General features: G+C 41.2%; 23 protein-coding genes. 16 read left to right on the top strand and 7 right to left on the bottom strand.

Annotated features, from left to right (window positions below):
- Positions 1-19: 19 nt before the first annotated feature.
- Positions 20-1,549, bottom strand: coding sequence for a 2,3-bisphosphoglycerate-independent phosphoglycerate mutase (gpmI, locus tag ACKLNX_RS09990; protein WP_412972248.1), 1,530 nt, complete (start codon positions 1,547-1,549; stop codon positions 20-22).
- A gap of 394 nt (positions 1,550-1,943) precedes the next feature.
- Between gpmI and ACKLNX_RS09985 the strand changes: the two genes are divergently transcribed.
- The 5 genes from ACKLNX_RS09985 to ACKLNX_RS09965 all read left to right on the top strand — a co-directional run bounded on the left by ACKLNX_RS09985 (position 1,944) and on the right by ACKLNX_RS09965 (position 4,820).
- A complete protein-coding gene (locus ACKLNX_RS09985) occupies positions 1,944-2,378 on the top strand; it encodes a rhodanese-like domain-containing protein (RefSeq protein WP_411692696.1) in 435 nt (144 codons plus the stop codon).
- Positions 2,379-2,392: 14 nt separating this feature from the next.
- The gene (gene grxC / locus ACKLNX_RS09980; protein ID WP_411692695.1) at positions 2,393-2,650 is read left to right on the top strand and encodes a glutaredoxin 3; all 258 of its coding nucleotides are present in this window, start codon (positions 2,393-2,395) and stop codon (positions 2,648-2,650) included.
- Between the two features lie 117 nt (positions 2,651-2,767).
- Positions 2,768-3,277 carry a protein-export chaperone SecB gene (gene secB / locus ACKLNX_RS09975; RefSeq protein ID WP_411692694.1) on the top strand — a complete coding sequence of 170 codons (510 nt, stop codon included), beginning with the start codon at positions 2,768-2,770 and terminating at the stop codon, positions 3,275-3,277.
- Between the two features lie 18 nt (positions 3,278-3,295).
- On the top strand, positions 3,296-4,306 hold the full coding sequence (gene gpsA / locus ACKLNX_RS09970) for an NAD(P)H-dependent glycerol-3-phosphate dehydrogenase (protein WP_412972247.1): 1,011 nt from the start codon (positions 3,296-3,298) through the stop codon (positions 4,304-4,306).
- Positions 4,307-4,343: 37 nt separating this feature from the next.
- Positions 4,344-4,820 carry a tRNA (cytidine(34)-2'-O)-methyltransferase gene (locus ACKLNX_RS09965; RefSeq protein WP_412972246.1) on the top strand — a complete coding sequence of 159 codons (477 nt, stop codon included), beginning with the start codon at positions 4,344-4,346 and terminating at the stop codon, positions 4,818-4,820.
- Here ACKLNX_RS09965 and ACKLNX_RS09960 read toward each other — a convergent pair.
- The 3 genes from ACKLNX_RS09960 to ACKLNX_RS09950 are packed head-to-tail and all read right to left on the bottom strand — an operon-like array spanning position 4,809 to position 7,958.
- Positions 4,809-5,792, bottom strand: coding sequence for an alpha/beta fold hydrolase (locus ACKLNX_RS09960; protein ID WP_411692691.1), 984 nt, complete (start codon positions 5,790-5,792; stop codon positions 4,809-4,811). The two genes, ACKLNX_RS09965 and ACKLNX_RS09960, sit on opposite strands and share 12 nt — an antisense overlap.
- Positions 5,793-5,799: 7 nt before the next feature.
- Positions 5,800-7,272 (bottom strand): ATP-binding protein, encoded by a 1,473-nt coding sequence (locus ACKLNX_RS09955; protein WP_412972245.1) that lies wholly within the window; start codon positions 7,270-7,272, stop codon positions 5,800-5,802.
- Positions 7,272-7,958, bottom strand: a complete 687-nt coding sequence (locus ACKLNX_RS09950) for a response regulator (protein WP_412972244.1) — start codon at positions 7,956-7,958, stop codon at positions 7,272-7,274. Before ACKLNX_RS09950 ends, ACKLNX_RS09955 begins: the two co-directional genes overlap by 1 nt.
- Before the next feature lie 267 nt (positions 7,959-8,225).
- On the opposite strand from ACKLNX_RS09950, the gene ACKLNX_RS09945 reads away from it, so the two are divergent.
- Entirely contained in the window at positions 8,226-9,041 is an 816-nt protein-coding gene (locus ACKLNX_RS09945) for a Spy/CpxP family protein refolding chaperone (RefSeq protein WP_412972243.1), read from the top strand.
- Positions 9,042-9,087: 46 nt separating this feature from the next.
- Here ACKLNX_RS09945 and ACKLNX_RS09940 read toward each other — a convergent pair whose 3' ends face one another.
- From ACKLNX_RS09940 to ACKLNX_RS09930, 3 genes are all read right to left on the bottom strand, one after another.
- Positions 9,088-9,687, bottom strand: coding sequence for a DUF6436 domain-containing protein (locus ACKLNX_RS09940; RefSeq protein WP_412972242.1), 600 nt, complete (start codon positions 9,685-9,687; stop codon positions 9,088-9,090).
- A 15-nt stretch (positions 9,688-9,702) separates the two neighbouring features.
- Positions 9,703-11,196 carry a methyl-accepting chemotaxis protein gene (locus tag ACKLNX_RS09935; RefSeq protein ID WP_412972241.1) on the bottom strand — a complete coding sequence of 498 codons (1,494 nt, stop codon included), beginning with the start codon at positions 11,194-11,196 and terminating at the stop codon, positions 9,703-9,705.
- A gap of 149 nt (positions 11,197-11,345) precedes the next feature.
- Positions 11,346-11,756, bottom strand: a complete 411-nt coding sequence (locus ACKLNX_RS09930) for a methylglyoxal synthase (protein WP_412972240.1) — start codon at positions 11,754-11,756, stop codon at positions 11,346-11,348.
- 411 nt (positions 11,757-12,167) lie between these two features.
- Between ACKLNX_RS09930 and argC the strand changes: the two genes are divergently transcribed.
- The 10 genes from argC to ACKLNX_RS09880 all read left to right on the top strand — a co-directional run bounded on the left by argC (position 12,168) and on the right by ACKLNX_RS09880 (position 22,438).
- A complete protein-coding gene (argC, locus tag ACKLNX_RS09925) occupies positions 12,168-13,187 on the top strand; it encodes an N-acetyl-gamma-glutamyl-phosphate reductase (RefSeq protein WP_412972239.1) in 1,020 nt (339 codons plus the stop codon).
- A 118-nt stretch (positions 13,188-13,305) separates the two neighbouring features.
- Positions 13,306-14,124 carry an acetylglutamate kinase gene (gene argB / locus ACKLNX_RS09920; protein ID WP_412972238.1) on the top strand — a complete coding sequence of 273 codons (819 nt, stop codon included), beginning with the start codon at positions 13,306-13,308 and terminating at the stop codon, positions 14,122-14,124.
- Positions 14,125-14,169: 45 nt separating this feature from the next.
- A complete protein-coding gene (locus tag ACKLNX_RS09915; RefSeq protein WP_412972237.1) occupies positions 14,170-15,099 on the top strand; it encodes an ornithine carbamoyltransferase in 930 nt (309 codons plus the stop codon).
- Positions 15,100-15,201: 102 nt separating this feature from the next.
- Positions 15,202-16,422, top strand: a complete 1,221-nt coding sequence (locus ACKLNX_RS09910; RefSeq protein ID WP_412972236.1) for an argininosuccinate synthase — start codon at positions 15,202-15,204, stop codon at positions 16,420-16,422.
- Between the two features lie 9 nt (positions 16,423-16,431).
- Positions 16,432-17,817, top strand: coding sequence for an argininosuccinate lyase (argH, locus tag ACKLNX_RS09905; protein ID WP_412972235.1), 1,386 nt, complete (start codon positions 16,432-16,434; stop codon positions 17,815-17,817).
- Between the two features lie 40 nt (positions 17,818-17,857).
- Positions 17,858-19,177: an amino-acid N-acetyltransferase gene (gene argA, locus ACKLNX_RS09900; protein WP_412972234.1), complete on the top strand. Its 1,320-nt coding sequence runs from the start codon at positions 17,858-17,860 to the stop codon at positions 19,175-19,177.
- Between the two features lie 223 nt (positions 19,178-19,400).
- Complete coding sequence (locus ACKLNX_RS09895; RefSeq protein WP_412972233.1) at positions 19,401-20,741, top strand: putative bifunctional diguanylate cyclase/phosphodiesterase; 1,341 nt, start codon at positions 19,401-19,403, stop codon at positions 20,739-20,741.
- Between the two features lie 16 nt (positions 20,742-20,757).
- On the top strand, positions 20,758-21,201 hold the full coding sequence (locus ACKLNX_RS09890; RefSeq protein ID WP_412972232.1) for a BLUF domain-containing protein: 444 nt from the start codon (positions 20,758-20,760) through the stop codon (positions 21,199-21,201).
- Between the two features lie 274 nt (positions 21,202-21,475).
- On the top strand, positions 21,476-21,748 hold the full coding sequence (locus tag ACKLNX_RS09885) for a hypothetical protein (RefSeq protein WP_412972231.1): 273 nt from the start codon (positions 21,476-21,478) through the stop codon (positions 21,746-21,748).
- A 15-nt stretch (positions 21,749-21,763) separates the two neighbouring features.
- The gene (locus tag ACKLNX_RS09880) at positions 21,764-22,438 is read left to right on the top strand and encodes a hypothetical protein (RefSeq protein ID WP_412972277.1); all 675 of its coding nucleotides are present in this window, start codon (positions 21,764-21,766) and stop codon (positions 22,436-22,438) included.
- Positions 22,439-22,468: the final 30 nt, after the last annotated feature.

Here is a 22,468-nt window from a genome sequence, read left to right as displayed (position 1 = left end):
TTTTGTACTTATATCAGCTTTATTTCAAAGTCATGATGGTTTTACCCGTCATTTCTGCTGGTTGTTGCATTCCCATTAAATGCAGCATGGTAGGTGCAACATCACTAAGTGTACCACCACTTCTAGGTGTCGCCTCACGCCCAAAGTAAATAAATGGCACAGGCTCGCTAGTATGCGCTGTATGCGAAACACCAGTATTAGGATTGACCATTTGCTCTGCGTTACCGTGATCGGCTGTAATTAAACATTCACCTCCCACTTCTTTTAAGGCTTCAATAACTCGACCAATGCAATGGTCTACGGCTTCACATGCTTTAATCGCAGCATCCAAATTGCCCGTATGACCAACCATATCGCCATTAGGATAATTACAAATAATGGCATCGAATTCTCTCGATTTTATTGCTTTTACCAATTCATCAGTCAGTAGCTCTGAATTCATTTCTGGTTGCAAATCGTAAGTGGCAACATCCGGTGAAGGAATGAGAATGCGCTTTTCACCAACATATTCATCTTCTTTACCACCGCTGTAGAAAAACGTTACGTGTGCAAACTTTTCAGTTTCACTGATACGCAACTGAGTTTTATCGTTATTCGACAACCACTCGCCCATTACATTCACTAGAGGTTCTGGTGGATAGGCACATGGCACATGCAAGGTTGATTCATACTCAGTTAACATCATGAACTCAATGTTAGGTACTTTACTGCGAGTAAAGCCGTCAAAGTCCTCATCAACTAAAGCGTGAGACATTGCTCTTGCGCGATCCGCTCTAAAATTCATGAATAAAATCGCGTCGCCATCCTGTACGCCTTCATAACCTTTCACTAGCGAAGCTGTCACGAATTCATCATTTTCATCTCTAGCATAAGCGGCATCCAAAGCTTCGGTAGCAGAGTCAAATTCGAACTGCGCTTCGGCTGACACAATCAAATCATACGCTTTTTGAACGCGGTCCCATCGGCTGTCTCGATCCATGGCAAAATAACGGCCAACAATACTAGCGACTTGGCCCACACCAAGCTCTGCAAAAACTTTTTCAGCAGCTTCAATTGATGAACTAGCACTTCTAGGTGGTGTATCACGACCATCAGTAAAGCCGTGCAGGAATATTTTCTTAACGCCTTTTTCTGCCGCAAGCTTTGCCGCAGCAAATAGATGATCTTCGTGCGAATGCACTCCACCAGGTGATAACAGGCCCATGATATGAACTGCTTTACCTGCTGCCACAGCTTTATCAATTGCAGCAACAATTACCGAGTTGTGTTTAAAACTACCGTCGCTAATTGCTTTCGTAATTTTGGTGAAATCTTGATAGACAACCCGTCCAGCGCCTAAGTTAACATGCCCTACTTCGGAGTTACCCATTTGTCCATCAGGTAATCCAACATCGAGGCCAGAGCCAGAAATTAACGTACTTGGCTTGTTAGCAAATAAATCATCTAAAACTGGCGTATTCGCTAATGCAATTGCATTGTTGGTGGTTTCTTCACGATATCCCCAACCGTCCAGAATAATGAGCGCTAATGGTGTTTTCTTTTGTGACATAATTTACCTTGAAAAATAATTTACCTTGAAAATAAGTGTTCATGAAAGCAACTGATCTTATAAGTATCTGACCTTAAAATTAATTAGTCGTAAAATTAATTGGTCTTGAAACTAACTGCCTTGAAATTAGGTACATGGAAAAATTGATAGTTCGTGCTGTAAAGTTAGCAATAAAACGCGGTGTTATAAACTGTTTCTGTTGTTTTTTAAGCGCAATAGCTTGAATCTTTTTTCATATCTTAGAATTTTGTTGCTTAAAAACCGTTCTTATTAACACACTTAGCTATTTCAAATGGAAAAGAATTGAACATGAAACCGCATAAATGCTGGTTTCTGTCCTTTTTTTCTATATACTTTGCCAACTTCGAACAGTAATAGGATCTCAGAGTTTTTTATGGACCAAATAATAGAGTTTGCTACCAGTACACAGTTAGTTTCAATCTTATCGATTGCTTGGGTGGCGCTAGTCGTACTTATCATTTATTCCTATGTTGGTTCGGCATTGTCACCAATTAAAGAACTTTCGACTCATGAAGCTACTTTGCTAATGAATAAAGAAGACGCCGTTATCCTAGATATTCGTGCGCCAAATGAATTCAAAGCAGGTCATATTTTAGGCTCTAGGCAGTTAAAAGCCGACGAGTTAAAAGAAGCAAATTTCACAAAGCTTGAAAAATCAAAAGATAAACCCATTATCGTAGTATGCGCTATGGGAATATCAGCGAAGAAAACAGCGTCACAACTGTTAAAAGCAGGCTTTGAAAAAGTCACAGTATTGAAAGGTGGCATGAATGCATGGCAATCAGCTAGCCTTCCTGTCGCAAAATAAGAGAATCATATTACATGCAAAAAGTAGAGTTATACACTAAAGGGTATTGTCCATATTGCGCTCGCGCAAAATCCCTTTTAACGGATAAAGGTGTGACATTCACCGATATTGAAATTGATAAAAACCCAGAGCTGCGCCCGACGATGATCGAACGAGCAAATGGTCGCACAACGGTTCCGCAAATTTTTATTGGCGAAACACACGTTGGCGGATGCGATGATTTATTCGCATTAGAATCGGCAGGTAAACTAGACGCTTTATTGCAAGGCTAGCTAATAGTGAGCATTTGCTCACCTAGCGCCAAGTAAAGTAGTATAAAAGCTTATGTACTCATAGGCTTTTTCATTTTTAAACATAATAACGATAAGAAATATCGATAGGAACTATTCATGGCTGAAGAAAACAACACACCAGCAGCATCACCAGAGCAGGCTCAACAAGGCGCTCAATTTAGCGTTCAAAGAATTTATACAAAAGATATCTCGTTTGAAACACCAAACAGCCCGAATATTTTTCAAAAAGAATGGAAGCCAGAAGTAAAACTCGATATCGATACTCGCACTAACGAAATTGAAGCAAACCTTTACGAAGTTATTTTATCAGTAACCGTCACTGCGACTCTTGGTGAAGAAACCGCATTTTTATGTGAAGTTCAACAAGCTGGTATTTTTGCAATTGGCGAAATGCCAGATCAAAACAAAGCTCACACATTAGGCTCGTTCTGTCCGAATATGCTTTTCCCATATGCACGTGAAGCTGTTTCAAATCTTGTTAACCGTGGCACATTCCCACCGCTTAACTTAGCACCAGTTAATTTTGATGCTATTTTTGCTGCCTACATGCAAAAACGTGCAGAACAAGGTGGCGCGGCTGATGCTCCACAGCAACTTGATTCTTAAGTACTAGTGAACATCTAAATGGATACTACCTTCGAGTCGAGCGTTGCCGTCATCGGTGCAGGCTCATATGGCACAGCACTGGCATTTGTATTGGCAAGAAATGGTAATCCAACGATATTGTGGGGGCGTGATAAAAAGCACGTCGCTGCAATGCGTGAAACTCGCAGTAATAATAAATACCTCCCAAACTCAACATTTCCTGAAGCACTGAATCTTTCAGATAATCTGCAGGAAACCATTGAGAGCGCTAAAGACATTCTTGTTGTTGTGCCGAGCCACGCCTTCAAGGAAAATTTAGAAGCAATCAAACCTTACTTGAACAAACAACATCGATTGATTTGGGCAACTAAAGGTTTAGAGCCTGGCACAGGGAGAGTTTTACAAGAAGTTGCTTTAGAGGTTCTTGGCGAAGAGATCCCTTTCGCTGTTGTTTCCGGCCCTACTTTTGCCAAAGAAATGGTGGCTGGTTTGCCCACGGCAATTACCTTGTCATGCACCGACAATGAACTATGCGACTCATTTTCTCAAAAGTTACATTGCTCCAAAGGTTTTAGAGTTTATAAAAACGACGACTTAATTGGTGTTCAATTAGGTGGTGCAGTAAAAAATGTCATCGCTATTGGCGCTGGATTAGCTGATGGACTTGGATTTGGTGCAAATGCCCGTACTGCGCTTATTACCAGAGGGCTTGCTGAAATGAGTCGTCTTGGTTTAGCCATTGGCGCAAAGCAAGAAACATTCATGGGCATGGCCGGTTTGGGTGATTTAGTGCTTACTTGTACCGATAATCAATCAAGAAATCGACGCTTTGGTTTGGCTTTGGGAGAAGGTTTGAGCGTAGAAGATGCGATCGAAAGTATCGGTCAAGTGGTAGAGGGTTATCGCAATACAGACGAAGTAAGATTATTATCTCAAGCGAATAACATCGAAATGCCTATTTGCGAACAGATATATCAAGTGCTGTACCAAGGTAAATCAGCAAAAGAAGCAGCGATATCTCTGCTAAGCCGCGAACAAACCCAAGAATAATTCATACCTTTTTATATCATCATAGGTAAGCCACTCCATGTTTCATATAGCGCTTTACGAACCCCAGATTGCTCCAAACACAGGGAATGCCATACGATTGTGCTCAAACAATGGATGTCACCTACATCTGATTGAACCACTTGGGTTTAGTATGGAAGAGAAGCAATTGAGAAGGGCTTCGCTAGACTATAGAGATCTTGCCAACGTCACGATTCATAAAAACTATGATGCCTTCATAGAAGCAATGGGACAGCGAAGAATATTTGCTTTGACTACGAAAGGCTCAATTCCGCATGATGAACCGACATATCAAGAAGGCGATGTGCTTTTGTTTGGATCTGAAACTTCAGGTTTACCCGATGAAATTCGCAATGCTTTCGCGCCAGGTCAACGCATCCGCATTCCAATGCTAGCGAATGCTCGTAGCCTCAATCTTTCAAACTCAATCGCCATCGTAAGTTACGAAGCGTGGAGACAATTGGGGTTTAGCATGCCGTCTTCATCAGGGAATTGAAAAGTAGTTTAATATCTTAGTTAGACTTGGTGTTCTGAACTTATCTTTTTCGAAAAAGAGCTCATGCAGTGCTTCCGGAACGAGTGTCGATTCGCAATGAGGTAGATCTTCAATAACTTGTTCGATATCTTCATTTGCAACAACAGTGTCCGCTCCTGAATATAAGATCATACAAGGTAGTTTGATTTGCTTTGCATCGCGTCGAATCTCTTTCATAGCGACAAGTGACGCATGAATCCACTCAAAGGTGACACCACCTAGCTGCAATTGAGGCTGCTCAGAATAGGTCTTCCGAAAGATTTCGTAGCGCACTTTACTGCTCATCAAACGGTTCTTGTAAAACGCGGTTGGACTATAGTCACCTTGCCCAAAGAAATAACTACAAGTCTTGCCCTTAATGCGATTAAACAGCACACCCACCTTCACTACAATGTTAGCAATCCATGGTGGAAGTGGTGGCGTAATACCAAACATCGGAGAGCAAAAAACGGCTTTCGAAAACAATTCTGGTCTCGCCTTTACAAGCAAAATTCCAATTGCGCTGCCCATTGAATGGCATAGTAGGTGTAGAGGCGGCCTTTCTTCCGCATATTTATCAGCAAGCATTGGGCTTAAAAGGTCGTCAATTATGCGTTCAAAATCCTCAACATACTGCTTAAAGTCACTAATATAACCAAAGTGTGGATTATCCAGAGGTCGCTCTGATAAACCTTGTCCACGATGATCGTGAATAAACACAGAATGACCGTTTTGGTACAAATCGTAAATCAGCTCAGCATATTTAGCTGCACATTCAACACGTCCAGAAGAGATAACAATAACCGATTTAGCCTGAACATGATGTGCATATCGATAATGCAAAGAAGTGCCATCAGCAAGGATCCAAAAGCCTGATTCCATTTCATTCACAAACCAAGGTTTGATCACGCTTTCATATTTTTCTGATAATTCAGCTTCTTTTGTTAACTGCATGCAATCGCTATGTTGTTTGAGCCATGATAGGAAGGCGTATTATTACTGATAAGCCAGACAAAGGCGATTGTTCTTCTGAACTTAATTTGCTGCTTTCTTCTGATTGTGGCGTGCTCGCGCGTATACTCCCACCATGCAACTCAATAGCGGCTTTTGCAATAGATAAGCCTAGGCCTGCCCCCTTGCTCACTTCATGTACTTGATGAGTACCACGATAGAAAGGGTCAAATACAGTTTCCAAGTCACTTGCGCTCATTCCAGCACCATCATCACTAATACAGATTTCGACATACATTCCTTCAGGCTCATCCTGCGAAATAGAAAATTGACAACTGACTTGAGTCGATGAAAATCGAATTGCATTGCGAATGATATTTTCAACAGCACTTGATAGCAGACTCACGTCGGCACTTAGGTTAAGGTCGGGGATCTTGTTCACAGTAAGCGTCTTTTTCATTGCTTCAGCCTCAAAAGAGGCATCCTGTAACACACTCTTGAAAATTGAAGCCATTGTGACTGTTTGCATTTCAACTCTCTGTTGTGAAGTATTTATCTTAGCGAGTGTCAACACTTGGCCAATCATGCGATCCATTTTGATAATTTCATTTTCTATGCGGGTTAATTGTTTAGTACGTGAAGAACTTTCAGCTTCGCCATCCTGTGTTTGCAGCTCATCTTCAAGTAATGCAACTGCTAACTGCAGGCGAGTTAAAGGGGTTCGCAATTCATGAGACACATTTGCCATTAATAGCTTTTGATTGTCTATAAGGCTTTGTAAGCGAGTGGCCATCGTATTAAAGTCGTCTGCTAAGTTTCCTACTTCGTCCTTTCGATTCTCAAGACCTACAATTCTCGTTGTTAAGTCTCCTTTTGCGAGTCGGTTGCTAGCTAGACGCAAAGAACCCAATGGTTTTGTGATACTTAGTACTAAACCGAAACAAAACAAAGTACTTAGAAAAATTGCCAAGACTAAGCCCGCAATTGCCACCTTAGATTTTGACATAACCTGGCTTTCAGAACGCAGCAGTAACCGGCCGACGAAAACTTTCTGTTCAGACTTTCGATACTTCAAGTCAAATGGGCCGACAAACTCCATATTGTTGAGCTGTATCAATAAGGGGCTATCACTTTCCATAAAGCCTTTTAGCTTGTTAATATTTCCTGATAAAGGAGGAGGAAAGCTTAAGCGAATTTGCTTCGATTCATTATCGATTGCAACAATTTGCAAGCCTTTAAATCGGCCTAGTCGGCGTAGTGACTGATTTAGGCTATTATTGCTATCTATTACTTGCTGTAACCGCCGCATTGCGTCCTGCGCTTCAAGCGCTGTCTTTTCGCTAACCGCATTCACTTCTAATACGGTACTGAGCTGTTTGGTTAAGAAAAATGCACTCAGTAAAATAACTAAGAGAGCCGTCCAAAACCAAACGAAGACCCGCCCAAAAAGTGAATTAAAGGGATTCAGTTTACCTATGGTCATTAAGCTTCACTCGTGAAAAGATAACCAGATCCACGCATGGTCTTAATTACATTATCAAGACCTTGTTGCGATAGTTTTTTACGTACATTACTTATATGCATATCTAAACTACGGTCAAAAGCACTGAGTCTGCGACCCAGCACATCTTCGCTTAACTTTTCTTTGCTTAGCAAATGCCCAGCGTGCTTCATTAGCATTACCAACAGTTGAAATTCAGTGCTAGTTAACTCCAGCTCATGTTGACCAACCAACGCACTTTGGCTCGCCTCTTCAATCTTAATACCATGAAGCTCCAAGTTTTGAATTTGATTAAAGCTGCTTAGCTCATCTACGCGTCGAGTTAAGGCTTTCATACGAGCAAGCAGTTCACGATGGTTAAAAGGTTTAGCTAAATAGTCATCTGCGCCCAACTCAAGTCCTAATATCCGATCGTAGTCTTCCCCTTTCGCCGTCAACATAATTACTGGAACGACCGAGAAGCTACGAATTTTCTTTAGTGTTTCAAAGCCATCGAGTTCTGGCATCATGACATCAAGCAATAACAAATCAAAATTCTCATCCCGCACTTTGGCGATTGCAGCAACAGGAGAGTTTTCTACATCAACCCCATAGCCATTTTGTTCCAGATATTCTGCGAGCATTTGCGTAAGTGCTTGGTCATCGTCAATTATTAATACTTGATACATTCATTCGCCCTGACATACATTAATAGTAGTTCTGAATTTCATTCTAAAGGAGCTTAATTAAAATCCATAGTAATTCAGTGAAGATATGATAAGTGAATTTTGATAAAGCTCTGAAACCTTTACATAAGCTTTACACTTGCTTGGCGTTTCTTTGCATTGACTGCGCTACTATCTACAACAAGAATTTAAACAAGCCTAGATTTAATATTTATTACCAATCGAGAAACGGAAATGAATAAAGAAACGAAAATGAAAAGAGGAATAAACATGAAAAAATTACTACTTAGTTTAACCATCGCGAGCTTATTGAGCGTGAGTGCTGTTGCAATTAACGCAAAAGAAAAGGGTCAACGTGGTGATCATGAAAGAATGGCGATGCACAGCTTGTCGCTAAGTGCTCAACAAAAAGAAGACATGAAACAAATTCACAAAGAAGCTAAACAAGACTTAAGCGTTTACCGTGCAGAACGACAGCAGAACCGTGAAAGCATGCGCGCACTTATGCAAAGTAACGTATGGGACGAAGTAGCAGTAACGGCAGCAATAGAACAGCAAATGGACCTAAATTTAAAAACGAAGTTGATTCAGGCGAAAAGTAAAAATAAGATATTCAATCAATTAACTAACGAACAGCAAGCACAGTTCATCGCTAATCAGGAAGAGAAAAAAGGTAAGACAAAAAACCTAAAGAGAAATAATCCTGAGAAGAAAATGAAACGCTTAGCAAAAGCACTCGAATTGAGTGACGAGCAAGAAGCTAAAATAGCAGCCATGATGCTGAGTAACAAGCAGCAACGCGAAGCTAATAAAGCTGAATTCATGAGTATGAAAGAGCAAGTTAAAAGGATTATTCAGGCGAAGGAGTTTGATGAGAGTGCATGGCTTGCGGTGCACGCTCAAAACAAACAGCAAAAGCTCGACATGGCAGTAAGTAAAGCGAAGTCTCGCTATGATATGCTGAGCGTCTTAAGTCCTGAGCAAAAAGAAAAGTTCGCTAAAATTATGAAAAAAGCGAAGAAGTCAAAAATGCATAAGAAAATGCACAGCGAGCGCAAAGATAAGAGTGAAATGACTGAAAGTTAAAAAGTAGTAGGCTTGGGCCAGTTATTGCAACAAAACGACTTTGTTTTTAAGTCGGGCAATAACAGCCCTTAGCCTCGCTTTGAATTGCAGCGCGAACTTCACTTAAAGCAGCCACCCCATTCACTTGATCAAAATAGGGCCTAATGCGCTCATCAACTAAGCCTGAGTCTTGAAAGCAGCCCATTCCAGTCGAGTACGGCCCCAAATAGACTAGATCATTATTTTTATTCAACACGATGACTGCCGGCGTTGATGGCACGAACCTAGTCAGTGCCGCCAGACTGGCGATCTGAATAGTTTGAAAATGAATGTTTTTAGTCTCAGCCCATTGATTCAAAGTATTTTGATGAGCCTCGCTCAAGGTTTCACAAAAGCATTCGCCTTGCACTACATGCAAGATCCGCCCTGCAAAGTCAGCGTTTTTAAAATCTACTGGTGACTCAGGATTATTTAGCACCGCAACTAATTCATCCTCCATTGAAAGTGACATCATTTCCGAAGACAGTCTCAAGCTTGGATCAAACTCTTTAAATTTACTTTCACCTACCCAGGTAATCGCAAAGAGCGCTCCTAGGAACCAGATGATTCCAGCAATCGGGAACAGCCAATGACTAAACCCAGATTGCTTAATTTTGAATGAACGCATAAGTGTGTTAACAGCTTAGACTTTAAAGTTTCGCAGCTGTACTTCTAAATCTATTGCTAGCTTATTCAACTGCTCTATTTCCCCTTTTAGACCTTCAACTTGCACTTTTTCGTTGCCAAACAATTGGACCAGTTCCTGTGCAGACTGACTGATTGATTCAGATGTTTGTGCTTGTTCTGTAGAAGACTCAGCAACTGTATTCAAGTTATTATTAACTTCGTTAATGCCGCTTAGGACTGCCGCCATGTTTGAAGATGCTTGGCTGGATGATTCCACCGCGTTTTCGACCATCGATACACAGTTGTCCATGTTTAAGACTGAATGATTAGCGCTGTCTGTCAGTTGGCTTGTGATCAACTCTATTTCTTCGGCACTCTCTTTTGATTTAATTGCTAAGTTACGAACTTCATCAGCAACGACCGCAAAGCCACGCCCATGTTCACCCGCCCTTGCAGACTCAATAGCCGCATTTAATGCTAGCAAATTAGTTTGTTCTGCTACCGATTTAATCGATTGCATAACATCAGAAATGTTGGTGCACTTTGCACTTAGGTCCTGAATTGCATGAGACGTTGTTTGCAATGTAGACTTCAGTTGAGCGATGTTAGTGCTTACTCCCTCAATCGAATCTCGCGTTTCATTAGTATCAGTTCTCGCCTTGTCTGCTATTTGATTTGCGTTTTGAGATAGCGTCGCCACTTCATTGATGCTTGCAGTCATATTCTGCATAGATGACGATATAGTGCTAACTTGATTGTTTTGCTGATCTACCGAATCATCGAGTTCATGCGATGATTCTTTTACCTTATCAACGACACCCACAAGGCTAGTCCCGACCAGATTGACTTTATCAATAAGCTTCCTGAAACCACGAATTAGGGCATTGAATTCAGTTAATTCAGCGTGTTCAACAAGGACGTTAACTTGCAAATCAATTTTGCCATCAGAGCCCATTATTCTGAGCACTGACTCTTGTAATAATTCGGCCGCTATCGCTTCTTGCTCGCTTTTTCTTGCCATAAAGGCCAAAACGCCTCCCTCTGCGACTGCAAACAATGCGTGAATAAGCAAGATATAGAAAAACAATCGGTTACTTTCAAAAATAAAGACTTCGCCACCATTACTTTGGATAACGAAAAATAATACGTGATGAATAGCAACCGTTACGGTAGATGACACAACAACTTTCCAGTCTCGGAAGAAAATCAAAAAGGCGAGGACGACAAAGACCTCAAAGTGCATTTCAGTCATTCCATAAGCTTGCTGAATGTGCAGCGCTGTCATTAACTGGGTTGCTATTGCTATAACGTGCCTACTTAGCACTGAATGCGGTTGCTGAAGGCTCAAAAACATTGGAATAAGAGCCACTGGTAGTCCGACAACAAAAGGCGTTACTAGGTCATCGGTTATGAATCCAATAAAAACCGAGATAGCCAGTTGAACTGCAAGAATCCACCTAAATATTTTATGAGCATTTAGAGTCCAAGAGTATTGTTTTGTGGCTGTCATATAATCATCCAGTTTGCTAGTGAACCAGTTGGGGAAGAAAGTATAGACTAAAAACTCACCCAATTAGAAAAGTAATTAAGGTTGTATCGGCTGAAAATCGATTAATTTTAGAGCGCCTTTAGCTATTTCTATTACAATTCCTTACTTTATCAACGATCGTAAACCGGAAGTTCAGGTTTGTAATCTGGGTCAGAAAACAATGGCGAAGAAATTATCATATCAGCCGTTGATACATTGCATGCCACAGGAATATTCCAAACTGAACAAAGACGCAATAATGCTTTTACGTCGGGATCATGGGGAGCTGGATTCATTGGATCCCAAAAGAAAACCAAAACGTCGAGCTTTTGTTCTGCAATTAAAGCACCTATTTGCTGGTCTCCACCCAAAGGGCCGCTTTTATAACAAGATATTTCAAGACCGACTTTCTCCGCAAGCAATTTACCAGTGGTACCTGTAGCGACTAAATTCGCAGTAAGTAAGGCCGTTTTGTGTTGTGATGCCCAAGCAATCAGGTCTGGCTTTTTATGATCATGGGCTACAAGAGCAATTGTTTTCACTGGCGTTGGTCCTCGCGTTCGTTTCGTTTGAACTAGCTTTTAGCTTTGCTTGATAGTATTTGTATTTTTAATCAAGCACAACACTTCATAAAAAAAATTAATAATTATTTATACATTTATATTGCATAAATATTCAATTTTGACTATCCTTTCTTTATCGTTTTTAAAGCAAGCGAATTACTTGCACACAATATACAACTGAGCTTTATTTAAGTGATTAATTTTATTGTTAAATTTTTAGTTACACTATCATTTTTCTCCCCTCCTCCCTCCCTTTGCTGTGGGAAGCTATTACGACGATTAAATTTCGTCATTACTTTGTAGCAGAGCACAGCGCTTTCGCTCTTAGCACAACGACTGCTCTGTTGTGCTAGGGGTGAAGGGGATTTTTTCCTAAATTAAGACACTATTATGATTTCAACATGTATTATTGGCGCAAGTGGCTACACAGGCGCTGAACTAATTAAAATAATTATTCAACACCCACATTTTTCATTGGACGCTTGCTATGTGTCGAATGGCAGTGAAGATAGCAATAAAGCGATTGGTGCTATTCACCCTCAATTATTAGGGCAAACATCACTAGTCACAATTGCTTTGGCGCCTAATGAACTCTCTCAACTTGCTGATACATATGATGCAATATTTTTAGCAACTCCGCATGAAGCCAGTCATGATTGGGCTAGCGCACTAAGCGGTAAAAAAGCGAAAATTTTCGATCTTTCGGGTGCATTTAGACTGCAAGATGCGAAGGTGTTTGAAGCTTATTATGGATTTAAACATGAACAAACGAGTATTCTGAAAAATGCTGTTTATGGTCTAGCAGAATGGCACTCTGAAGCAATCAAATCAGCAAGTTTTGTTGCCGTTCCCGGTTGCTACCCAACAGCATCACTTTTGGCTTTAAAACCTATGAGTGAAGCTGGCTTCATAGATCCGCAAGTTAGACCTGTGATAAATGCAACTTCAGGTGTTAGCGGTGCAGGGCGTAAACCTTCTATGACCACAAGCTTCTTTGAAGTGAGTTTGCAAGCCTATGGGGTGCTAGGTCACCGTCACACACCTGAAATAGAAGATTACAGTGGTGCTAAAGTCATATTCACTCCTCATCTCGGGCAATTTAAACGTGGGATACTGGCTACGATTACAATGAAGTTGCTTCCAAACATAAGCACAGAGGATATTCGGGAACGATTCGAACATCACTATGCAGAACAAGCCTTAGTGCGTTTGCGCGACACATGGCCCAAGATAGACGATGTCGCTAACACCCCATTCTGCGATATCCATTGGAAATTCGATGAAGATAGTGCTTATCTAGTAGTAAGCTCAGCGATCGACAACCTGTTAAAAGGCGCGGCTTCTCAAGCAGTACAATGCGCCAATTTAGCGTTTAAGCTGCCAAGTGAAACTGGATTGATAAAACAATGAAATTCGGTTTTTTATTAGTTAAGGACTTTTTATTAGTTAAGGACTTTTCATTAGTTAAGGACTTTTTATTAGCTAAAGACTTTCAATTCGTTAACTACTCCTTTAAGAGACTTTGTCTATGAATCTACATTCTAAAAGCAACCAGCCGTTAAATAGCATCGTGTTAAAAGTAGGTGGAAACTTTTTTGATGATACCTTTCGGGATGGCAATAGCGCGCAAACCAACTTTTTCAAAGCTGTTGCTGCACTCAAACAAAAAGGTCACAACGTGGCTATTGTTCATGGCGGTGGTTCACAGTTGCAAACCCAACTAACCGCGCTAGGTTTTAAAAGTGAAAAACATGAAGGTTTGCGAATTTCCCCTGACGAACAAATGCCGGCAGTGACTGGCGTTTTAGCTGGGACGCTTAATAAGCAAATGGTTTGCATGGCGGCACAAGAAGGGCTCGTCGGTGTTGGAATATCCCTGGCTGATGGTAATTTAGCGGTATGCGATGAAGTTGCGCCAATGTTGGGTGCGGTCGGCTATCCCAACCCGCGCAGTGCAAAGTTGCTGCACCAACTCATGCACGCTAACCTAACTCCGATCATTTGTTCTATTGGCAGTGATCTTAATGGTCGTCTATATAATGTGAATGCGGATCAAGCCGCCACCTGCATAGCATCACTATTATATGCTGATTTGTATCTTTTATCCGACGTCAGCGGCGTATTAGACGATAATAAGCAAGTTATTGCGCATTTAGATGAACGTGAAGTGACTCAGTTGGTTGATAAAAGCGTTATCACTGATGGCATGATTGTAAAAGTGCGCGCTGCACAGGAAGCTTCAAAAACTTTAGGGAAAGCAGTGAACATTGGCAGCTGGAACGATATTTCTGCACTACTTTCCGAGCCAGAAACTAAAATTGGCACAACAATTACAGCCATCGACTAGTCACCATTAATTACTATGAATACCCAAACGCACAAGGAAAACAAAATGCAGGACTTGCTCAGTTTTAAAGATTGGAATTCAACTTCAATGCATTCGCTTCTGAAATTGGCTTTCGAACTTAAAAAGTCGCCAGAAAAATTTGGTCGCCCTTTAGAAGGCAAGTCTATTGTCGCAATTTTCGAAAAGCCTTCTCTGCGCACCCGAGTGAGTTTTGATATCGGTATCAATAAATTGGGCGGGCATATGGTTTATGTTGATAGCCAAGGTTCACCTTTAAAAGAACGTGAAGATCCAGTTGATGTCGGCGCGAATTTGGCCTGTTGGGCGGATGCCATTGTTTCACGAGTTTATGAGCATAAAACACTGGTCGATCTAGCCGCTGGGGCAGACATTCCTGTCATCAATGCATTATGCGATTTGTATCACCCTTGTCAGGCATTGGCCGATTATCTGGCTATGTTTGAAAAGTTCGGTGATGTGAAGGGAAAAACAATGGCGTATATCGGTGATGGCAACAACGTAACCCATTCGCTCCTAATTGTCGGTGCTTTGCTAGGTTGCCATCAGACAGTAATTACGCCAAAAGGATTCGAAATATCAGCTAACATCGCAAAACACGCTGCAAAATTAGCATATGAGAACAATGTTAACTTAACAATCGCGAACGATATAAATGAGTTAGGACAAGCTGACATTCTATACACGGATACGTGGCTATCGATGGGTGACGAAACTCCGTTAGAGGAAATTCAAGAAAAATTTTCTGCTTATCAAGTAAATGAAGCGCTCATGAAAAAGTCGGGAGCAAGCTACGTCATGCATTGTCAGCCTGCACATCGCGATTTAGAACTTACGGGTAGTTTGATGGACAGTGAACAATCGCTACTGATGTTGCAAGCTGAAAATAGAATGCATGCACAGAATGCAATATTGGCGATGCTTGTAGGCAATGTCAGTATTGACGAAACTTTATAATTTGCAGTAGTTTTTACAAGTTGAACTAGAATTATTACAAAACTAACGAACTAAACAAACTCACGAACATGCATTGGCTTGTTCGTAATTAAGGACCAAAGAATGGCGTTAACAGATAACAAACAAAATATAAAGAAAGTCGTACTAGCTTATTCAGGCGGCCTCGACACTTCGGCAATTATGCCATGGCTTAAAGAAAACTATGACTGTGAAGTGGTTGCCTTCGCAGCAGATGTTGGTCAAGGAGACGAAGAACTCGAAGGTTTACATGACAAGGCAATTGCTTCAGGTGCAAGCGAGTGTCATATCGTAGACTTGAAAGAAGAATTTGTAAGCGATTTTATCTACCCAACTATAACGACTGGTGCTGTATATGAGGGCGAGTATTTGTTAGGTACATCGATGGCGCGCCCAGTTATCGCTAAAGCTCAAGTTGAAGTAGCACGCAAGGTTGGAGCTGACGCATTGAGTCATGGCTGCACAGGCAAAGGAAACGACCAAGTTCGTTTTGAAGGTGCTTTCGCAGCGCTTGCACCCGACTTACAAGTAATCGCACCTTGGCGCGAGTGGGATATGGTTTCGCGCGAAGATTTACTTGATTACTTAGCTAGCAGAGATATAAAGACAACTGCGTCTGCGACGAAAATTTATAGTCGTGATGCCAATGCTTGGCATATTTCACACGAAGGTGGAGAACTTGAAGATCCTTGGTGTGAACCGAGCAAGCAAGTCTGGACCATGACCACTGATCCAGAAGACGCTCCAGACACAGCGGAACGTATCTCTTTAACCTTCTTTGAAGGCCGTTTGACTCATGTAAACGGTATCGCATTATCTCCTTATCAAGCACTAGTAGAGTTAAATCAACTAGCAGCTCCTCATGGCGTAGGCAGAATAGATATTGTTGAAAACAGATTAGTTGGTATGAAGTCACGAGGCTGTTACGAGACGCCCGGGGGCACCGTGTTAATGAAAGCATACAAAGCTTTAGAGTGTTTGGTATTAGATAAATCAGCGTTAAAGTTCAGAGAACAGTTGGCACTAGAGTTCGCTCATGTCATGTACGACGGTCGCTGGTTTACCGCACTTAATGACGCCTTATTAGCAAGCGCCGCAAGTTTTGCTCAACTGGTAACCGGCGAGATAGTAGTAAAACTCTATAAAGGTCAAGCTACAGTTGTACAGCGTCAATCTCCGAATAGCCTTTATTCAGAAGACTTCGCTACCTTCGGCGCGGATGACGTGTACAACCAAAGCCATGCTGAAGGTTTTATTAGACTATTTAGCTTGTCGAGCAGAATCAAAGCACTCAAACAAAAATAAGGAAGCATCATGGCATTATGGGGTGGGCGCTTTCAGTCCGGTAGCAGTGATATGTTTAAGCAGGTCAACGATTCCTTGCCGTTTGATTATGTGATGGCAGCAGAGGATATTTGGGGCTCTATTATTTGGTCTCGTGCGTTAAAGGACGCAGGAGTACTGAGTGATGATGAACAAAATCAGCTTGAAACGTCATTAACAAAACTAAAAGTGCAAGCCGAAGCAGGTGAACTTGATTTCGCAAGTTCGCCCGAAGAAGATATTCATAGCTTCGTTGAAGCAACCTTAACAGCCGAACTGGGTGATATTGCGAGAAAGCTGCACACCGGGCGAAGCAGAAATGATCAAGTTGCGACAGACTTCCGCTTATGGTGCCGCTCCCATTTAGACTCTCTGCGTGAAGATTGCCTGAATGTCATCAGTGCCCTACTCAAAGTAGCAAACCGTCACCAAGATGCGATTATACCTGGATACACGCATTTGCAACGCGCTCAGCCAGTGTATTTCGCACATTGGTGCTTGGCATATGTCGAAATGCTTAAGCGTGACGTGAGTCGTATTGAAGATTTACAAAAACGTTTGAACCAATGCCCTTTAGGGTCTGGCGCTTTAGCGGGAACTACCTTCCCTGTCGATCGCCAGAAGATTGCTGCCGACCTCGGTTTTGATTCACCATGCTTGAATAGCTTAGATGCCGTTTCTGATCGCGACTTCGTGTTGGAACTGTTGTTTAACGCAAGTACCAGCATGATGCACCTATCACGTATGGCTGAAGACCTTATTTTCTATAACAGTGGAGAAGCTGGATTTCTGCAACTGGGCGATTCGGTTACCTCCGGTTCTTCACTCATGCCACAAAAGAAAAACCCCGATGCACTAGAATTAATGCGCGGTAAATGTGGCCGAGTTTTTGGTAATTTGCAGGCCCTATTAGTCACGATGAAAGGGCTTCCCCTAGCCTATAACAAGGACATGCAGGAAGATAAAGAAGGAGCCATAGATAGCGTTAATCAATGGCATATATGCTTATGCATTGCTGTTGAGGTACTCGACACATTAGCGCTGAACGAAGAACGATGTCGTGCAGCTGCGCAACAGGGTTATGCGAATGCTACCGAGCTAGCAGATTACTTAGTGGCAAAAGGCATTCCATTTAGAACTGCACATGACATTTCTGGGCAAGCCGTTGTCCTAGCCATCTCAAAGGGCAAAGCACTTGAAGATTTGACTATTCCAGAATTGAAAACAATTAATGAGCATATCGAAGATGATGTCTACCCAGTTCTGGAGTTAGAAGCAGTTTTGAACAAACGTAGTGTGCTGGGTGGTACTAACAAGGCTTTGGTCACTCAAGCAATTTATGTCGAATTAGAAAGACTCGACAAACTTAAGGGCTAAGGAACAAGCCCAATCATCCTTGCATTTATAAGAGAACAAAATGGCATTATCTGATCCAGACAGCATTCGTTTATTCCGCAGTTCAGCGCCTTACATTAATGCGCACCGCGGAAAAACCTTCGTCATCATGTTTGGCGGTGAAGCTATTGAGGATCCTAATTTTCCTAGGATCATTCAAGATATTGCCTTGATGAACAGTTTAGGCGTGCGTCTGATTTTAGTGCATGGCGCTCGCCCTCAAATTGATCATCGCCTGAAGCTCCGCAATAAAGAATCAAAGTTTGTAAATGACATCAGGATCACAGACAAAGAAAGTCTGGAATGTGTGAAAGATGCTGCAGGTTCTTTACGAAGCCAAATTGAAGCCCTGTTAACGATGGGTTTACCTAATTCGCCGATGCATGGTTCGCAAATACGAGTTTGCTCGGGAAATCTTGTGGTTGCTCGTCCCATCGGCGTAAAAGAAGGAACGGATTTTGAACATACAGGGCTCGTTCGCCGCGTTGATGTGCAAGGTATCAACGATCACCTTTCCGATGGCTCTATTGTCCTGCTCTCCCCTATGGGTTATTCACCCACCGGCGAAGTATTCAACTTGTCTCACGAAGACGTTGCAACACAAGCAGCTATTGCTATGAAAGCTGACAAGATCATCACACTTTCAGAGCGAGATGGTATTTTTAACAGAGCTGGTAAATTGCTGAGGACCACTGAATTAAACGTCTTAAGGAAAGAGCTTGCTGAAGACAATATAGACGCTGAAGGAACCTGCCTAACAGCTATGATATCTTCCGTAGAAGAGGGTGTCACACGAGCACATTGTATTAATTACCACACGGACGGTGTATTGCTAAGGGAGCTGTTTACTCGCGATGGCGCAGGTTCGCTGGTTTTACAGAATCATTACGAACAGCTAAGAACAGCGACAATCGACGACGTTGGCGGCATTTTAAAGCTAATTAAGCCTCTAGAAGAAAGCGGTGCCTTAGTAAAACGCTCGCGAGAGCGCCTCGAAAATGAGATTGGTTTGTTTACTGTTATTGTAAGAGACGGCATGATTATCGCCTGTGCAGCCTTATATATGTATCGTAATGATGGATGCGGAGAGTTAGCTTGTGTTGCTACTCATCACGAATATCGCGGCGGCAACCGAGGCGAGAGGTTGTTAGATGAAATTCGTAAGAAAGCTATCCTGAGTGGTCTTGACCGTATTTTTGTACTCACAACGGTGACCGGACATTGGTTTCTTGAACAGGGCTTTGTTGAAGAGACTCTCGACGCATTGCCCTCAGCTAAGAAAGAGATGTACAACTTCACTCGTAACAGTAAAGTTTTTATGTTGTCTTTGTTTCCGCGTTAGTGTTAGTTTTGGTTGGATTTGACATTTTTAATTGAAGCGTATTAAAGAATCTGCTGCCTAAGCTTTTTTCTTAACATATTTTGAAAGCACTTTAGTTATATCTCGTTTTAAACTTATTAACATCGCGATCCATTTCTAGTAACATGCGGAAAGTTATATTCGAAATTTTAGCAGTTTTCATTTTTGACATCTTCGTCTCAATATATATTTGAGGTTTATATTCATGGACAGTGGTGACGCAAAAGGAAGCCAAATAGACACGTTAACTCAATTACCAAGTAGAACATATGGACGTGAGTTAGTCGAAAATCTATTAATTAGTGATGATATACAAACAGTACGAGTTATTATCATAGAGTTAGCTCGGTTTGGGCAAATCAGTGACAGTATAGGTAACACCCTTGCTGACAAAATACTAACTAAAGTAGCTAAGCGTCTGTCGACCGTATTTTCCAGCGCGCTATGTATCTTTAGAACTCACGGTGATCACTTCTGTTTGGTTTTTAATGGCACAGCCAACTTGGCTGAAGAAGTAAATCGCTTACAAGACTTCACTCAACGACCTTTTGCGATCAGTGGTAAAGTAATTGTGTTAAGTGTTCGTATGGGTATAGCCGAAGCTGAAGTGAGAGATCAAGGGTTTAACGATACTATGCACGCCGCAGAGGCTGCTCTACATTACGCAAACAGTAATGGTCTAAAGGTATGCAAATTTGAGCCTCATATGCTTGAAACCGCTCAAAAATCCCATCAAATTGCTAATGACTTACGTTGTTCGTTAGTCACAAATACCCATGAGCTGTTTAATGCGATTAGCAGTAAAGAATTCTACCTCGTTTATCAACCAATAATTTCAAGAGAACAAAATAAAGTCACAGGTTTTGAAGCTTTGCTAAGGTGGGATCATCCTATTAGAGGGTCAATAATGCCTAATAAGTTTATCCACATTGCGGAAGAAATTGGCGTAATGGATGTATTAGGTGCTTGGGTGATACGCAAAGCTTGTATAGACACTGTAAAATGGCAAAAGGCCTCTCAACTTACTAATATTTTGATCAGTATCAATGTAAGTCCCATTCAATTAGTAAATCCCGAAATGTTAATTCATTGTTTGAAAGAGGCCATTTTAGAGTCGGGTATTGATCCAGAGTTAATCCGAATTGAAATAACTGAATCAGCCGAATTTGTTAGTAGTATGCCAAGCACTCTTCGTGCGATAAAAAAACTAGGCTGTAAAATAGCAATCGACGATTTTGGTACAGGCTATTCTTCAATTGTAAAACTCACTACGCTTCCGTTAAACATCCTTAAAATAGACCGCTCTTTTGTTTCTCAACTAGATTCAAAAAATCCTAATAAATCTAAGCAAGCTATACTGATAGCTCGCGGTGTTTATGGCTTAGCAAATGCACTAGGCTTAGGTGTCATTACTGAGGGTGTCGAAACTGCCGAACAATTGGCTGTTGTCACCAATTTAGGCGCCGATTTAATTCAAGGTTTTTATTATACAAAACCACTCCTTGAAACAGAAGTCTTAGAGTATTTAAGTCAACCAATCAAGTGAGGTATGTGGAATCATTATGTCGAATTTATTTAAATTATCTTACATAAGTAAAAACTCGATTAGCGGAGATAAGCAAGAAATCCAATTGCAAATTGAGTCAATATTAAAAGCAGCAACCAAAAACAACATTAGACTAGGAATTACCGGTGCATTATTGTATTCCGGTGGTTATTTTTGCCAAGTAATAGAAGGAGAAGAAGATTGCATTGAAGAGCTTTTTGAAACCATTCAACAAGATAGTCGACATACCCAAGTGACGGTACTCAACTTTGAAACGTCTGAAAAAAGAAGCTTTTCCGAATGGGCAATGGCGTTTGCCGGTATCGAGGATTCAATGAGATTTGATCTCGATGGCATAAGAGAATCCAAAGACCTCAATGCAATGAAAAAAACGGGAAAAGACCTCGTTAGTGTTTTAGCAACACTTGTCAAAAATAAACAAGCTAGTAATGCCCCCTAATCAAACTATAAGCTTAGCTAGCTACCTTTTTTTGGTTTCCCGTTAACTTTCTATACATTATATTCAGACCTCACATGCTCGCAGAAGATTCCTTGTTGGCACAATATAGATATAAGACTTAACAAATTTGACGGGACAAATAAAAGAAGTTATTGACGACGCAGAGATCCACTTTTAGTAGTTGAAAAAAGTTACAACGGGTAATACTTTTATTCTGTTTTCACGTACTGTTAGTCAATTATAAGAAAGCTCTCTTACCTTTAGGTTTCAATCTATGAAAAAAATATACGTAATTCACGAAAACGATGAATGGACTAATCACCTCGTTAAACGACTAGAGGAGTTGTCTCTTCCATTCGAATTGTGGCATTTGGATAAAGGCTTGCTCGATTTAACATCAGTGCCGCCCGAGGGCGTTTTTTACAACCGAGTGAGTGCTTCTTCACATACTCGAAATCATCAATACGCGCCCTGTTTTGCCGATTCAGTAATCACATGGCTAGATAGTCATAATCGCACAATAATAAATGGTGCTCGAGCATTATAACTAGAGGTCAGTAAGATAAAGCAGTATCTATCTCTTAATCAATTTAACATTGCCACACCTCATACCATTGCTGCTGTGGGTAAAGAAAATATACTGAAGAGCGCACAATTATTAGGTAAGTTGCCATTTATCACGAAACACAATTGTGCAGGCAAAGGCCAAGGCGTATTTTTGTTTGAAACAATTGAGTCGCTTGAGGAATATTTAAATAGTGATGCGTTTGATCATCCGGTGGACGGTATTACGCTTATTCAAGAATATATCAAGGCTCCCGAGCCCTATATCATTCGCCATGAGTTTATAGACGGAAAATTTTTGTATGGTGTTCGAGTCAATACTTCTGAGGGCTTTGAACTGTGTCCTGCAGATGCGTGTTCACTCGAAGATTTAGCTTGCCCGGCAAGCGCTAACGAAACGCCTGAAACAAACGCGCAAGATGCAAAGTTTCAGGTTTTGCAGGATTATTACCCACACTTTATTGAAAAGTATGAAGCTTTTTTAAAGCATAATAATATCCAAGTTGCTGGAATAGAGAGTATTGTGGATTCGAAAGGCGAAGTTTTTACCTACGATGTCAACACAAATACAAATTACAACTCAGATGCGGAAGCCCTGGCTGAAAAGTATGGCATGTTAGAGCTTGCAAAGTATTTGGGTGAACAGCTTAAACTAGTATCAAACAAACACTAATTAGCTCTTTACTAAGCGCGAAGCTGGTAA

The sequence above is a fragment of the Glaciecola sp. MF2-115 genome (genome assembly GCF_047250385.1).
Lineage (GTDB): Bacteria > Pseudomonadota > Gammaproteobacteria > Enterobacterales > Alteromonadaceae > Glaciecola.
The sequence above is the reverse complement of the archived record's forward strand: the minus strand, read 5'-3'. Positions and strand labels throughout refer to the sequence as shown.